Consider the following 15,175-nt stretch of genomic DNA (forward strand, 5'->3'; position numbering starts at 1 on the left):
AAAGAGACCGCCGCGCTTACTGCGCGGGGGTCTGCGCCTGCGGCGGTGGCTCCATCGCGGCGCCCGCCGTGGCGGGAAGTTGCTGCTGCTGCGGCGGCGGCATCACCATCGTCGGCATCGTGGCCGGCAACGGCCCGGCTGGCGCAGCTGACTGCACCGACGACAGACCGGCAGGCGGCGTCGGAAGCCCCATGCTCAGCGGCGCACGCACCGGCAGCTGCAGCGTGAACGCCGCGGGCCCGTCGCGCTGGGCACCGAGAGTCGCCGCGCGCACGCCCACCGACTGCAGCACATAGCTCTCGCCGACCTTCGAGCCGACGCGGAACGGCCGCGGCGGCTTGCCGTCGATCGAGATCAGCGCCGCCCCCTGGTTCGACGGGTCCGCCACCACGCCCGACAGCGCGAAGCGGCTCGCGGCCTCCGGCGCCACGGGGGCGTTTGACGTCACCGTGACCACGCCCAGCAACCGGGCCACCGCCTCGGCATCGGCCGCGACCGGTGCGCGCGGCATCGTGGCCGCAGCGGCCACGGCGTCGGCCGGCGAGGCCAGCCGCAGCGCCCAGAACACCGCGGCGCCCGCGGCCAACGCCCAAAGCCCCGTCGTTGCAAGTGGGGCATGCCAGCGGGCTGCGGAGTAAGGACTTGTCATGGCCGCGGATTATCATGCAGCGCGCTTACCGCCTCATGTCCCCGCAAGCTATGAACAAACTCCTTCGTTCCGTCTCCCGCACCGCACAACGCGGCTTCACGCTGATCGAACTCATGGTGGTGCTTGTCATCATCGGCGTGCTCGCTGCGCTGATCGTGCCGAACGTGATCGAGCGCGCCGACGACGCCCGCGTCACCGCCGCCCGCACCGACATCAACAACCTGATGCAGGCGCTCAAGCTTTACCGCCTCGACAACCAGCGCTACCCGACCGCCGAGCAGGGCCTGCAGTCGCTGCTGACCCGCCCCACCGCGGGCCCGGCCGCGCCCAACTGGAAGCCCTACGTCGAGAAGCTGCCCAACGACCCCTGGGGCCATCCGTACCAGTACATGAACCCCGGCATCAAGGGCGAAATCGACGTGCTCTCCTTCGGCGCCGACGGACAGAGCGGCGGCGAGGGCAAGAATGCCGACATCGGCAGCTGGCAGTAAGCGCATCGCCCCCGGCCGCGTGGTGCTGCCACCGCCTCGCGCAGCGCGCGGCTTCACGCTGCTGGAGCTGATCGTGGTGATCGCGATCATCGCCATTGCGACCGCCAGCGTGAGCTTCGCGATGCGCGACACCAACGCCGCCGCGCTCGACCGCGAGGCCGACCGCCTCGCCGCCCTGCTCGAATCGGCCCGCGCCCAGTCGCGCGCCAGCGGCGTCATGGTGCGCTGGCGCCTCGTCGAAGGCGGCGGCTTCGTGTTCGACGGCCTGCCCGCCGACGCACTGCCCACCGGCTGGACCCACGCAGGCATCACGGCCCAGCCCATGCTGGGCGGCGACACGCCGGTGGCGGCGCTGCAGCTCGGGCCCGACCCCATCATTCCGGCGCAACAGGTCATGTTGCACAGCGACGGCCCGCCCGCGCGCGTGCTGCGCGTCGCGACCGACGGGCTGCGGCCCTTCACCGTGTTCGCCGTGCCATGACGCAACGGCTGCGGCGCGCCGGCTCCAGCCACGGCTTCACGCTGGTCGAGGTGCTGATCGCGCTGGGCATCGTCGCGCTCGCGCTGGCGGCCGGCTCGCAGGCCACGATGTCGCTCACGCGCAATGCGCAGCGCCAGTCCGACCTCGTCCTGGCCGGCCTGTGTGCCGAAAACGAACTCGCCAAGGCGCGCCTGTCGCGGCAGATGCCGGCCGTCGGCGACTCGGGCTCCATCTGCCTGCAGGCCGGCCTCACCTTCCTGGTGACGACCACGACGGTGCCCACGCTCAACCCAAATTTCCGGCGCGTCGACGTGCAGGTGCGCGACGAAGGCAGCGCACCGCTGCTGCGCGTGTCGACCGTGGTGGGGCGCGTCTGATGACGAAGCCTTCACGCGCACGCGGCTTCACGTTGATCGAGCTGCTGGTCGCCATCGCCGTGATGGCGCTGCTCGCGCTCGTGAGCTGGCGCGGCCTGGACAGCATGTCGCGCGCCACCACGCAGAACCAGCAGCGCGCCGACGCGGTGCTCACGCTGCAGGCCACGCTCGCGCAGTGGAGCGCCGACCTCGACGCCATCACCCTGCTCGCGCAGACCCGCCCGATCGACTGGGACGGCCGCGTGCTGCGCATGACGCGCCGCGGCAGCGACACCAGCACGCCGACCGTGCAGGTCGTCGCCTGGACGCTGCGCCCCGGCGCCGACGGCACGCGCTGGCGGCGCTGGCAGTCGGCGCCTTTCGCCACGCGTGGCGAATGGGTGCAGGCCTGGAACCTCGCGGCGGCGTGGGCCCAAGATGGCGCCGCGCCCACCGGCGGTGCCACCGATGTGGCGTTGATGCCGGTCAACAGCTGGCAACTCGCGTATTTCCGCAACAACGCCTGGGTGCCGGCGGAACCGCTGCCCGTCGCGGCGGCGAATCCGTCCAACCCGGCCGGCGCGCTCATCGCCATGCCCGACGGCGTGCGGCTGGTGCTGACCCTGCCGCCCGGCGACGGGCTCTCGGGCACGCTCACGCGCGACTGGGTGCGCCCGACGCTCGGGGGGCCGCGCTCATGACCTCGCCGCAACGCCATCGCGTGGCCAGCACGCGCCGCCAGCGCGGCGCCGCGCTGCTCGCCGCGATGCTGACCGTGATGCTGGTCGCCACCTTTTCCGCCGCCGCGCTCTGGCAGCAATGGCGCTCGGCCGAGGTCGAAGGCGCCGAGCGCGCGCGCGTGCAGGCGGCCTGGGTGCTGATCGGCGCGCTCGACTGGTCGCGCCTGATCCTCGGCGAAGACGGCCGCGCCGGCGGCCCCGACCACCTCGGCGAACCGTGGGCCGTGCCGCTCGAAGAGGCCCGCCTCACCAGCTTCCTGTCGGCTGAGAAGAACGTGGCCAGCGACAACCTCGAAGGCCTGCCCGACGCGTTCCTGTCGGGCCGCATCGTCGACGCGCAGTCCAAGCTCAACGTGCTGTCGCTGGTGGACGCCGGCAAGCCGGTGCCAGCCAGCGTCGCCACCTTCACGCGCCTCTTCAACCTGCTCGGCCTGCCGGCCGGCGAGCTGACCCAGATGACCGCGCGGCTCGCGAGCGCGCTGCACACCGGCAGCACCGACGCCGCCTCAGGCGGTAGCGGCGGTGGCAGCAGCAGCGGCGGTGGCGATGCCAGCGCCGACACCGGCGCCGCCCCGCTGATGCCGCAGGAGGTCGCGCAGCTGGTGTGGCTCGGCCTCTCGCCCGCCACAGCCGCCGCGCTCGAGCCCTACGTGACGATCCTGCCGGAGCGCACCACGCTCAACCTCAACACGGCCAGCGCCGAAGCCATCAGCGCGAGCGTCGAATCGCTGGGCATCGCCAGCGCGCGCCAGCTGGTGGAGCGGCGCACCCGCTCCTTCTTCAAGAACATCGAGGAAGCCAACGCCGGCCTGCCCAGCGGCGGCTCGCGCTTCAACGCGGCCCAACACGGCGTGGGCACCCAGTATTTCGAGGTGTATGGCCGGCTGCGGCTGGACCGCACCTGGGTCGAAGAGCATTCACTGCTCTTTCGCAAGGGCCTGGCCGTGACCACCGTCTGGCGCACCCGTGGCGCGGGCGCCACCATGCCCCCGGCAAAACCCTGACGCCGCTTTCCTTTTCTCTGACCAAAACACCGTCAAACGCACGTAGTCTCTGCAAGATATGCTATTCAAACAATAGCAACAACTTGTAAGCCACCCTCCTACAATCACCGGCTTTTCCGACACCCCCCGACATGACCCCGCTGCTGCTCCTTGCCCCCCTCCCTCCGGCCGATGCCGCGGGCGAGTACGACTGGGCCCAGGCCGGTGAGGACGGCATCGCCCTGCGCGACCAGGGCCGCGCGCTGCTGACGCTGCTGCCGTCGGGCCCCGAGGTCACGCTCGGCATTCCGTCCTCGGCGCTCTCATGGCACCGCGTGACCTTGCCCAAGGGCAGCATGGGCAGCACCTCGAAGCTGCGCGCCGTGCTCGACGGCCTGCTCGAAGAGCACCTGCTCGACGACCCGGAAGCCCTGCACTTCGCGCTCGCACCCGACGCCAAGGCCGGCGAGCCGGTGTGGGTCGCGGCCTGCAACCGCATCTGGCTGCGCAGCGTCGTGCAGGGGCTCGAAGCCGCCGGCCGGCGCGTCGTGCGCATCGTTCCCGAATTCACGCCGCAGCCGGCCGACGCGCCGCCGCTGCTGCAGGTCACGGGCGAGCCCGAGGCGCCGCAGCTCACGGTCTGCGACGGCGACGGCGTGGTCTCGCTGCCGCTGGCCGGCGCGGGCCTGGCCCTGTCGAACGGCCTGCCGCTGGACACCGCCGTCATCACCACCGAACCCGCCGTCGCCGAAGCCGCCGAGCACCTGCTGCAGCGCCGCGTGCCGATCGTGCAGGCGCCGCAGCGCTGGTTGCACGCCACGCGCACGCCCTGGGAGCTCGCGCAGTTCGACCTCGCCGTGACGGGCCGCGCGCGCGCCGGCAAGAAGTTCGCCTCGGTGCTTCAAACCCTGCGCTTCGCTCCCGAATGGCGCGCCGCGCGCTGGGGCGTCGTGGTGCTGCTGCTGACCCAGCTCATCGGCCTGAACGCCTGGGCCTGGAAGGAGCGCAACGCGCTCGAGTCCAAGCGCCAGGCCACGCGCGCCATCCTGACGCAGACCTTCCCCTCGGTGAAGATCGTGGTCGACGCGCCGCTGCAGATGGGCCGCGAGGTCGCCGCGCTGCAGCAGGCCGTGGGCGACGTGGCACCGAGCGATTTCGAACCCATGGTCGGCGCCATCGCCACCGCCCTGCCGCCCGGGCGCTCCCCGAGCGCCATCGACTTCAGCGCCGGCCAGCTGCGCCTGCGCGGCCTCGGGCTGCAGCCGCAGGAGGTCACGCAGATCACCGCCGCGCTGTCGCCGCGCGGCTACCAGGTGCGCACCGAAGGCGATCTGCTGCTGGTACAGGCCGAGGCCAACCGATGAACTTCAGCGAACAACTCAAGGCCCGCTGGGCCGTCCTCGGGATGCGCGAGCGCCGCCTCGTCATCGGCGCCGTCGCGCTGGTGGCACTGGCCTTGCTCTGGTGGATCGCGCTCGCCCCCGCGCTGCGCACGCTGGCCGCGGCCCCGGCCGAACACGCACGGCTCGACGCCCAGCTCCAGCAGATGGCCACCTTGCAGAACCGCGCGAAGGCGCTGCAGTCGCAACCGCGCCTGGCGCGCGACGACGCCCTGCGCGCGCTCGAAAGCTCGGTGCGCGACGGCCTGGGCGTCACGAACGCCCAGCTCATGACGGCCGGTGGCGATGGCGCCGCCACCGTCACGCTGCGCGGCGCGCCCGCCCAGAACCTGGCCCAATGGCTCGCACAGGCGCGCGGCAACGCCCACGCCGTGCCGCGCGAAGTGCACCTGACGCGCGCGCCCATCGCACCGCCGCCGCCGGGCGCCAAGCCTGCGCCCGCCACGCCCGACCAACCTCCGCAACCCCGCTGGGACGGCACGCTCGTGATGGCGCTGCCCGCCCCGCGCTGAAGCCCCCCACGCACCGCACGGCATGGCGAGACGTCCTTCGGCCCCCGACCTCCAGCCGCGCCGCGGCAGCTGGCGCTGGGCCGTGCTCGGCGCCGCCACCGGCCTGCTGGTCGCGGTCGTGCTGTTCGCGCCGGCACGCTGGCTCGCCTCGGCGCTGTCGGGCTGGACGCAAGGCCGCCTGCTGCTGGTCAACCCGCGCGGCACGGTCTGGAACGGCACCGCCGCCGTCGTGTTCGCCAGCGGCGCGGGCGGCACGCAGGCCGTCTCGCTGCCCGGCCTGCTGAACTGGCGCATGTGGCCGAACTGGCGCGGCCTCTCGGCACGCCTTGATCTTTCCTGCTGCGCGGCGCAGCCCCTTGGTCTTCAGGCCAGCCCGCGCGCCAACGGCCTGCAGCTCGCCTGGCAGGACGCCCGCTCGCGCTGGCCCGCCACGCTGCTCACCGGCCTGGGCGCGCCCTGGAACACGCTCAAGCTCGAAGGCGCGCTGGACCTCAACACCCGCGCTTTCGCCATGCAGTGGGACGGCCCCGCCTTGCGCATCGAGGGCCAGGCCACGCTCGACGCCACCGATGTGTCATCCGCCCTGTCGACCTTGCGGCCGATGGGCAGCTACCGCCTGTCGCTCGAGGGCGGCACGCGCCCCACGCTGCTGTTGAGCACGCGCGAAGGCAGCCTCGAACTGAACGGCAGCGGCGACTGGAGCGGCACCGCCTTGCGCTTCAACGGCGAAGCCAGCGCGGCACCGGGCCGCGAAGACGCACTTTCCAATTTGTTGAACATCATCGGGCGGCGCGACGGTGCGCGCTCGATCATCACCCTGGGTTGATCCGACCATGAAGAAGCCTCTGTCCTCGTCCGGCGCCCGCCCCGGCCTCGTCGCGCTCGCGGTACGCCTGCTGATCGCGGCGTCGTTCGTGCCGGTGCTGCCGCCCGCCTACGCGCAGACCGGCGACGCCCCGCGGCGCAGCGAACCGATCACGCTGAACTTTGCCGCCGCCGACATCGAGGCCGTGGCCCGCACCATGGCCGTGGTCACCGGGCGCGACGTGGTGGTCGACCCGCGCGTCAAGGGCACCATGAACCTGGTCACCGACCGCCCGCTGGCGCCGGCCGCTGCGTTCAACCAGTTTGCCGCCGCGCTGCGCCTGCAGGGCTTCGCGGTGGTGGAAGCCGACGGCCTGTACAAGGTGGTGCCCGAGGCCGACGCCAAGCTGCAGACCAGCACCGTCAACACCTCCATCGGCGGCGCCAGCGCGGCCGCGGGCAACCAGATCGTCACGCAGATCTTCCGCCTGAACTACGAGTCGGCCAACAGCCTGCTGCCGGTGCTGCGCCCGCTGATCCCGCCGAACAACACCATCAACGTGAACCCGGGCAACAACTCGCTCGTGATCACCGACTACGCCGACAACATGCGCCGGCTGGCGCGCATCATCGCGTCGCTCGACGTGCCCAACGCGTCCGACATCGAAGTCATCCAGCTCAAGCACTCGGTCGCCACCGACATGGTGCCGCTGGTCACGCGGCTGGTCGAAGGCGGCGGTGCGGGTGCGCCGGGCGCGGCCGCACCGGGCGGGGCCGACGCCTCGTTCCGCACCACGCTGATGGCCGACCCGCGCAGCAACTCGCTGATCCTTCGCGCTGCCAACCCCGCGCGCGCGCAGCTCGTGCGCACGCTGGTCGAGAAGCTCGACCGTGCGCCAGCCGAAAGCAGCAACGGCGCGGCCGGCAACATCTACGTGGTCTACCTGAAGAACGCCGACGCGGTGCGCCTGGCGGCCACGCTGCGCGCCGCGATGGCCGCGAGCCAGCAGCAGTCGCAGGTGCCGGGCGCGCCCGGCGCCGCGGGCAGCGCCGGTTCGTCGGTGCCGCCGGCCAGCATGCCGATGACACAGGCCAGCTTCGGCGGCAACAACGCCCAGGGCGGCGGTTCGGCCGCCGCCAACGCGCCGCTGAACAACGCCAACCAGCCGTCCACCGGCGGCCAGATCCAGGCCGACCCGAGCACCAACTCGCTCATCATCACCGCGCCCGAGCCGCAGTACCGCCAGATGCGCGCCGTGATCGACAAGCTCGACGGCCGCCGCGCGCAGGTGATGATCGAGGCGCTCATCGTCGAAGTCAGCGCCAAGAAGGCCGCCAACTTCGGCGTGCAGTGGCAAAGCGCGCTGGGCAACAACGCCGTCATCGGCACCAACTCCAGCCTGGCCAGCGCCAACATCCTGGCGCTGACGCAGGCCCTGGCCACGCGCGACGTGGCCAACGTGCGGCCCTCCACCGGCCTGAACCTGGGCATCGCCGGCAAGATCGGCGGCCAGTACATCCTGGGCGCCATCGCCAACTTCTTCAACAGCGACGGCGACGCCAACGTGCTGTCCACGCCCAACCTGCTGACGCTGGACAACGAAGAAGCCAAGATCGTCATCGGCCAGAACGTGCCCTTCGTGACCGGCCAGTACGCCAGCACCTCGGGCTCGGTCGGCATCAACCCGTTCACCACGGTGGAGCGCAAGGACGTGGGCCTCACGCTGCGCGTGCGCCCGACCATCAACGAGAACGGCACCGTGAAGATGACCATCTTCCAGGAGACCTCCACGGTCGACCAGAACACGGCCAAGGACCCCAACGGCCCGACCACCAACAAGCGCTCCATCGAGTCCAGCGTGCTGGTGGAAGACGGCGGCCTCGTGATGCTCGGCGGCCTGCTGTCGGACAACTACGGCAACACCGTCGAGAAGGTGCCCGTGGCCGGCGACATCCCCGTGCTCGGCAACCTGTTCAAGAACGAGGTGCGCACACGCGACAAGAGCAACCTCATGATGTTCCTGCGCCCCGCCGTGATGCGCGACGGTGCCTCCACCGAAGCCTTCGCCTACGACCGCTACGACGAGATCCGCGGCATGCAGCAGCGCACGCAGCCCAACACCGACAACATCATGCTGCGCGGCGTCGACTCGGCGCCCGTGCTGCCCGAGGCGCCGCTGGTGCGCATCAACCGCCTCAACAGCAGCGACAGCGGCAAGAAGAGCAGCGAGACCCGCATGGAGGGCACGCAGCTCATCCCGCCGCCGCGCCCCGCCACCGACAACCGCCGGCTCGCGCCCAGCCCGCTGCGCGGCGCGCTGCCGCCCACCGCCGACCCGACCAGCTCGCGCGAGCTGCCCTGAGCCCCGTCCCGCACACGCCCGCCACCCATGCGCTATCCCCTGCCCTACGCGTTCGCACGCAGCCAGCAACTGCTGCTCGAAGCCACGGACGACGGCCGCCACACGCTGTGGATGTCTTCCCATCCGGCACGCAGCGCGGTCGGTGAAGTGACCCGCAAGTACGGCGTGCAGGCCTTCGAGGTGCTCGACGACGGCCCGCTCGCGCAGCGCATCAGCGCCGCTTACGCCCAGGGCGAATCGAGCGCCGCCGCGGTGGTCAGCGAAGTGCAGAACGACGCCGACCTCTCGCGCATGATGCAGGAGCTGCCCGCGGTCGAAGACCTGCTGGCCAGCGCCGGCGACGCGCCCATCATCCGCATGCTCAACGCGCTGCTCACGCAGGCCGCGCGCGACGGCGCCAGCGACATCCACATCGAGCCCTACGAACGCACGTCGTCGGTGCGCTTTCGCATCGACGGCACGCTGCGCGAGGTGGTGCAACCCAACCGCGCACTGCACGCCGCGCTGATCTCGCGCCTGAAGATCATGGCCGACCTCGACATCTCCGAGAAGCGACTGCCGCAGGACGGGCGCATCAGCCTGCGCATCGGCACGCGCGCGGTCGACGTGCGGGTGTCGACACTGCCCAGCGCGCACGGCGAACGCGCCGTGCTGCGCCTCTTGGACAAGAGCGAATCGAAGCTCACGCTCGAATCGGTCGGCATGCAGGGCGACTCGCTGGCGCGCTTCGAAAAGCTCATTGCGCAGCCGCACGGCATCATCCTCGTGACCGGCCCCACCGGCTCGGGCAAGACCACCACGCTGTACGCCGCGCTGGCCCGCCTCGACGCGAGCCGCAGCAACATCATGACGGTGGAAGACCCGATCGAGTACGAGCTGCCGGGCGTGGGCCAGACGCAGATCAACGCGAAGATCGAACTCACCTTCGCCAAGGCCCTGCGCGCCATCCTGCGGCAGGACCCCGACGTGATCATGATCGGCGAGATCCGCGACTTCGAGACCGCGCAGATCGCCATCCAGGCCTCGCTCACCGGCCACCTCGTGCTGGCCACGCTGCACACCAACGATTCGGTGAGTGCGGTCACGCGCCTGACCGACATGGGCGTGGAGCCCTTCCTCTTGAGCTCGTCGCTGCTCGGCGTGCTGGCCCAGCGCCTCGTGCGCAAGGTCTGCACGGCCTGCGGCGGCCCGGGCTGCGAGGTTTGCGGCCAGACCGGCTACCAGGGCCGCACCGGCATCTTCGAGCTGCTCGTGGCCGACGACGAGGTGCAGGCCCTCATCCATGGCAAGGCCGCCGAGAGCGCGCTGTTCGAAGCCGGCGCACGCGGCGGCCTGCGCTCCATGCGCGAAGACGGCGAACGGCTGGTGCAGGCCGGCATCACCTCGCGCGCCGAACTCTTGCGCGTCACCCGCGAGTAGCGACCCGCGATGCCCGCCTATTCCTTCGAAGCCATCGATGCCAGCGGCCAGTCGCGCGAAGGCGTGCTCGAGGCCGACACCGCGCGCGCCGCACGCGGCCTGCTGCGGGCGCAGGCGCTCATCCCGCTGTCGGTCAAGCCGGTCGGCGGTGGCGATGCGGCCGGCGGCAGCACAGGCAGCACGCTCACGCGCTGGCTCGGGGGCGGCAAGCGCGTCTTCAATTCGACGAACCTCGCCGTGTGGACACGCCAGCTCGCCGGCCTCATCTCGGCCGGCCTGCCGCTGGAACGCGCGCTCACGGCCCTCACCGACGAAGCCGAATCGGAACCGCAGCGCAACCTCGTCGCCTCGCTGCGCGCCGAAGTCAACGCGGGCTCGCCCTTTGCGCGCGCGCTGTCGGCGCATCCGCGCGAGTTCTCGCCCATCTACACCGCCGTGATCGGCGCCGGCGAGCAAAGCGGCAACCTCGGGCTCGTGCTCGAGCGCCTGGCCGACGACCTCGAAGAGCGCCAGGTGTTGCAGCAGAAGCTGATCGGCGCGGCGCTGTACCCGGCCATCGTCACGCTGGTGGCGATCGTGATCGTGATCTTCCTCGTGAGCTACGTGGTGCCGCAGGTGGCGCAGGTGTTCGCGGGCACCAAGCGCTCGCTGCCCTTCCTCACCACCGTGATGCTGTCGCTGAGCGCGGCCGTTCGCAACTACGGTTGGTGGATGCTGGGCGCCATCGTGCTCGCGGCCATCGGCGCGCGCATCGCGCTGGCGCAGGAGGCCTTCCGCCTCAAGTTCGATGCCGCCTGGCTCAAGCTGCCGCTGGTCGGCAAGCTCGCGCGCGGCTACAACGCGGCGCGCTTCGCCAGCACGCTCGCCATGCTGGCCACGGCCGGCGTGCCGATCCTGCGCGCGCTGCAGGCCGCCTCCGAAACGCTCGGCAACCGCGCCATGCGCGCAGACGCGCTCGATGCGCTGGTGCTCGTGCGCGAAGGTGCGCCGCTGGCCTCCGCGCTGGCGCAGAAAAAACGCTTTCCCGGGCTGGTGTCGATGTTCGCGCGTCTGGGCGAGCAGACCGGCACGCTGCCCGTGATGCTGCAGCGCGCCGCCAACCAGCTGGGCGCCGAAGTGCAGCGCCGCGCCATGCACCTGGCCACCATCCTGGAGCCGCTGCTCATCGTCGCCATGGGCGGCGTCGTGATGCTCATCGTGCTGGCCGTCATGCTGCCCATCATTCAGCTGAACCAGTTCGTCAAGTGACGACGGACGGGGAGCCCTCACATGCCCGTAACGCTCGAAGACAAACTCGTGGTCGCGATCTCCTCGCGGGCCCTGTTCAACCTCGAAGAAGAAAACAAGATCTTCGAGGCCGGCGACAACGAGGGCTACATGAAGCTGCAGCTCGACCGCATCGATGAACCGGCCGCGCCCGGCATCGCGTCGTCGCTGATCCGCAAGCTGCTGCGCTTCAACGAAGACGGCGTGCAGCGCGTCGAGGTGGTCATTCTTTCGCGCAACGACCCGGTGTCGGGGATGCGCATCTTCAAGTCAAGCGCCGCGGCCGACATCAAGCTGCAGCGCGGCGTGTTCACCCAAGGCCGCCCGCCCTTCGGCTACCTGCGCCCGCTGCGCGCGCACCTGTTCCTGTCGGTCAACGCGCAAGACGTGCGCGAGGCACTCGCCGCAGGCTTCCCCGCCGCACGCGTGCTGGTCGAATCGGTGAAGGCCAGCGACGCGTGGCCCAACGAAGTGCGCATCGCCTTCGACGGTGATGCCGTGCTGTTCAGCGACGAAGCCGAGCGCGTGTTCCAAGCCGAGGGCCTCGACGCCTTCCAGGCCCACGAACTCAGCAAGGCCGACCTGCCCCTTCCCGAAGGCCCATTCAAGCCGCTATTGATGGCGCTGCACCGCCTGCAGATGGCGGGCAATGCACAGATGCGCATCCGCACCGCGCTGGTCACGGCGCGCAGTGCACCGGCGCACGAGCGCGCGATCCGCACGCTCATGAAGTGGAACATCCGCGTCGACGAAGCGATGTTCCTCGGCGGCCTGCCCAAGGGCGAGTTCCTGCGCGAGTTCGAGCCCGACTTCTTCTTCGACGACCAGACCGGCCACGTCGATGCGGCCTCGCGGCATGTGCCTGCGGGGCATGTGTCGAGCGGCATCAGTAACGAGCCCTGAAAACCTCCTTGCGATCTGTTGGGTCGCATTGAGTGATGCTGTTCAGGGCGCGATCCCGCCGACGGGGCACCTTGCTCCGCGAATGTCCTCCGGCCTTCGGCCTCCCCCTTAATTTCGCTGCGCAAGGCACCCCATCGACGTGATCGATGGGCAGTGCAGTCGTTGATCGGCCGCACACCAGCAACGTGCCTCGTGCGCAGGGCACTGGGTGCTCCCCGCAGCGAAATCAAGGAGGAGGGGCGCAGCTCCGGGGGACATTCGCGGAGGGGAGTACCCGGTGTCCTGTGCACGCGCCCCAGCCCCTCTTTCGCGGTCTCCACGAAGCCGCAGACCAGCGCGTTGTCACACGCGTTTCGTCCCACTGTCATCGCTCGTTCACTGCCGAGTAACGGGTTCTCCCTAGTCTTGTCGCCTGTCCGGTGCGCAGTGCCTTCGTGGCACTTTTTTTTTGCGCCGGCCTTTCACCTCCCTCGACAGACAACAAGAACCGAACGGCTTTTTCGATGCGTCCGAACTCCCTCACGCACGCCGCGCCTCTCACGCGCTGGCTGTTGCCCCTTGCGATTTCCGCCGCGCTCGCGGCCTGCGGCGGTGGAGGCGGCGGTGGCGTTGCCTTTCCGCCGATCAGCGGCACCCCGACGCCGCCCCCGAGCAGCACGCCCAACGAAGGCAAGAGCGGCCCCAAGGCGCTGATCGTCGAGATCGACGGCCTCACGCATGCGGTCCTGCGCGACGCCATCGCACAGAAGAAGGTGCCGGCCTCGCTGCAATCGCTGCAGCTCGCTCCCGCATGGACCGGCGGCACCGACGGCGCGCTCAGCGAGCAGCCCGCCACCGATGGGCCCGGCTGGGCCACGCTGCTGACCGGCACCTGGGTGCCGCGCCATGCAGTGCGCGCCGACACCGCGGACCAACGCATCGACGCCAAGCTCGCGCCCTCGGTCTTCGCCTTCGCGAAACAGAAGAAGGACGCGGGCTACCTCACCGCATCGGTCACCGCCAACACGCTGTATCCGAACCTGCTGCTCGCAGAAACCGGCACGCTTGACACCGCCGTCGACTGCGCCGGTGCCGACGCCTGCGTGACTGCCAACACCACGCGCCTCATCGGCGCAGGCTACGACCTGCTCGTGGCGCAGTACAGCGCGCCCGCCGCCGCAGCCGCCAACGGCCTGCGCAGCGACAGCTACCAGCGCGCCGTCTCCGACACCGCAACGGCCGTAGGCCAGCTGCTCACGCGCATCGCGCAACGCACGGCCAACGATGCGAAGGAAGACTGGCTCGTGATCCTCACGACCGGCCACGGCCTCGATGCCTTCGGCGGCGTCACCAGCCTGAAGGACGTCGACAACAAGACCGTCTTCATCGCCAGCAACAAGACCCTGCCCGCACTGCCTGCCGTCGGCGCCGCCTCGCCGGCCGACGACACCGCGCTGCGCCAGTCGGCCGCCGCGACCGACATCGCACCCACGGTGCTGCGCCACCTCGGCGCACTGCCCGCGACCGCGGCCTACAACCTCAACGGCCAGGCCCTGCAGGCCACCACCGCCGTGCAGCAGCTCGCGGCCCGCACCAGCGCCGACCGCAGCAGCATCGAACTCTCGTGGACGCTCGCGGGCGACCTCGGCGGCCCGGTGCAGGTACTGCGCGACGGCAAGTCCATCGCCACGCTGCCGGCCGGCGCCACGCGCTACACCGACCCGGTCAAGGCTGCGGCCGACGGCCTCTACGCGTTCCAGTACACGGTCGCTGCCGGCGGCGCCAGCGTCTCGATCTCCGCGCAGATCGCCTACGTGAAGGTAGGCTTGGTCAACCTCTTCCCGCTCGACGCACTGCCCGCGCTGGACCTCAACGCCACCGCGACGCTCGCGCCCATGGCCGCGGATGCCGACAGTGGCTCGCTCGTGGCCGACGACAACTTCCTGCCGCCCTACCGCGTGCAGGCGTTGCGCGTGGACAGCCGCGTGAAGAACGCGAGCGGCATGGCCGGCTACAAGCTGCTGCAGACGCGCGACGTGACCACCGCCCCCGCCGTGGCCGCCTTCACCTTCGGCTTCTGGCTGCGCACCGACGCCACCTGCAGCCAGGGCGTGAGCAACGGCGCCTCGGTCATCGCCAACAAGAACTACGACACCGGCGACAACGCCGGCCTGGCGCTCGGCCTGTTCAGCAACTGCGAGCTGCGCTTCAACACCGGCACCGGCAGCGGCCGCGGCGAGATCAAGGGCAAGCACTTCCTGAGCGCGGGCCGCTGGGCCTACGTGGCGATGGTCGTCGACAAGGCCGGCAAGAACATGAGCGGCTATGTGTTCGACCCCGTGAAGGGCACGCAGACCGGCAGCGTCGCGCTCTCGAATGCGCTGGTCGCCGCGCTCGGCGGCCTCGGCAAGGGCATCGCCCTGAACGAAGACGCCACCGGCCTGTACTACCAGCGCTGGTCGGCCTCGCCGCGCGGCGCGATGGACTTCAACGACTTCGCGATCTGGAACCGCGCGCTCACCGCCGAAGAGCTCACGGCCATCTACACCTCGGGCCAGCCGCTGTCGGCGCTGGCGCCCTGATTACTCCGATCACCCCGATCTCCACGACATCACAAAGAGAGGATCACCCCATGCTGCTCCAAGCTTCCCTCCCCGCGCGCCTGCTGGCCGCCTTCCTCCTGGCCTGCACGCTGTCCGCCTGCGGCGGCAGCGACAACGGCGGCGGCGGCATTCCGCCCGTCATCACGCCGCAACCGCAGCCCCAGCCCGAGCCCGGCGTGAAGCCCGAAATGCGCTGCGCACCGTGACACGCGACGTCATGACATCC

The 15,175-nt window shown here is 70.7% G+C and carries 15 protein-coding genes; 14 read left to right on the top strand and 1 reads right to left on the bottom strand.

The window, feature by feature from the left end; all coding sequences use genetic code 11:
• Positions 1-16: 16 nt before the first annotated feature.
• A complete protein-coding gene (locus AC07Y4_RS19420) occupies positions 17-649 on the bottom strand; it encodes a type II secretion system protein N (RefSeq protein ID WP_369644670.1) in 633 nt (210 codons plus the stop codon).
• A 50-nt stretch (positions 650-699) separates the two neighbouring features.
• On the opposite strand from AC07Y4_RS19420, the gene gspG reads away from it, so the two are divergent.
• The 14 genes from gspG to AC07Y4_RS19490 all read left to right on the top strand — a co-directional run bounded on the left by gspG (position 700) and on the right by AC07Y4_RS19490 (position 15,155).
• On the top strand, positions 700-1,140 hold the full coding sequence (gene gspG / locus AC07Y4_RS19425) for a type II secretion system major pseudopilin GspG (RefSeq protein WP_056573020.1): 441 nt from the start codon (positions 700-702) through the stop codon (positions 1,138-1,140).
• Positions 1,115-1,621: a prepilin-type N-terminal cleavage/methylation domain-containing protein gene (locus tag AC07Y4_RS19430; RefSeq protein ID WP_070060010.1), complete on the top strand. Its 507-nt coding sequence runs from the start codon at positions 1,115-1,117 to the stop codon at positions 1,619-1,621. The genes gspG and AC07Y4_RS19430 overlap by 26 nt, the downstream gene beginning before the upstream one ends.
• The gene (gspI, locus tag AC07Y4_RS19435) at positions 1,618-1,998 is read left to right on the top strand and encodes a type II secretion system minor pseudopilin GspI (RefSeq protein ID WP_070060011.1); all 381 of its coding nucleotides are present in this window, start codon (positions 1,618-1,620) and stop codon (positions 1,996-1,998) included. Before AC07Y4_RS19430 ends, gspI begins: the two co-directional genes overlap by 4 nt.
• Complete coding sequence (locus tag AC07Y4_RS19440) at positions 1,998-2,678, top strand: PulJ/GspJ family protein (protein WP_159273966.1); 681 nt, start codon at positions 1,998-2,000, stop codon at positions 2,676-2,678. Before gspI ends, AC07Y4_RS19440 begins: the two co-directional genes overlap by 1 nt.
• Positions 2,675-3,721, top strand: coding sequence for a type II secretion system minor pseudopilin GspK (gene gspK, locus AC07Y4_RS19445; protein WP_487848007.1), 1,047 nt, complete (start codon positions 2,675-2,677; stop codon positions 3,719-3,721). Before AC07Y4_RS19440 ends, gspK begins: the two co-directional genes overlap by 4 nt.
• Positions 3,722-3,852: 131 nt before the next feature.
• Complete coding sequence (gene gspL, locus AC07Y4_RS19450; RefSeq protein WP_159278469.1) at positions 3,853-5,064, top strand: type II secretion system protein GspL; 1,212 nt, start codon at positions 3,853-3,855, stop codon at positions 5,062-5,064.
• Positions 5,061-5,612, top strand: a complete 552-nt coding sequence (locus AC07Y4_RS19455; RefSeq protein ID WP_062472615.1) for a type II secretion system protein M — start codon at positions 5,061-5,063, stop codon at positions 5,610-5,612. The genes gspL and AC07Y4_RS19455 overlap by 4 nt, the downstream gene beginning before the upstream one ends.
• 22 nt (positions 5,613-5,634) lie before the next feature.
• Complete coding sequence (gene gspN / locus AC07Y4_RS19460) at positions 5,635-6,438, top strand: type II secretion system protein N (RefSeq protein WP_095948276.1); 804 nt, start codon at positions 5,635-5,637, stop codon at positions 6,436-6,438.
• A 7-nt stretch (positions 6,439-6,445) separates the two neighbouring features.
• Positions 6,446-8,779, top strand: coding sequence for a type II secretion system secretin GspD (gene gspD / locus AC07Y4_RS19465; protein WP_495274924.1), 2,334 nt, complete (start codon positions 6,446-6,448; stop codon positions 8,777-8,779).
• Positions 8,780-8,806: 27 nt separating this feature from the next.
• Entirely contained in the window at positions 8,807-10,198 is a 1,392-nt protein-coding gene (locus AC07Y4_RS19470; protein ID WP_095948274.1) for a GspE/PulE family protein, read from the top strand.
• A 9-nt stretch (positions 10,199-10,207) separates the two neighbouring features.
• On the top strand, positions 10,208-11,446 hold the full coding sequence (gspF, locus tag AC07Y4_RS19475; protein ID WP_487848009.1) for a type II secretion system inner membrane protein GspF: 1,239 nt from the start codon (positions 10,208-10,210) through the stop codon (positions 11,444-11,446).
• A gap of 21 nt (positions 11,447-11,467) precedes the next feature.
• The gene (locus AC07Y4_RS19480; RefSeq protein WP_070060017.1) at positions 11,468-12,367 is read left to right on the top strand and encodes a 5'-nucleotidase; all 900 of its coding nucleotides are present in this window, start codon (positions 11,468-11,470) and stop codon (positions 12,365-12,367) included.
• Between the two features lie 503 nt (positions 12,368-12,870).
• Complete coding sequence (locus AC07Y4_RS19485) at positions 12,871-14,928, top strand: LamG-like jellyroll fold domain-containing protein (RefSeq protein ID WP_487848010.1); 2,058 nt, start codon at positions 12,871-12,873, stop codon at positions 14,926-14,928.
• Between the two features lie 50 nt (positions 14,929-14,978).
• Positions 14,979-15,155 carry a hypothetical protein gene (locus tag AC07Y4_RS19490; protein WP_185993741.1) on the top strand — a complete coding sequence of 59 codons (177 nt, stop codon included), beginning with the start codon at positions 14,979-14,981 and terminating at the stop codon, positions 15,153-15,155.
• The last annotated feature ends 20 nt before the right edge of the window (positions 15,156-15,175 follow it).

It is taken from the genome of Variovorax sp. GW460-12-1-14-LB1, from assembly GCF_059423605.1.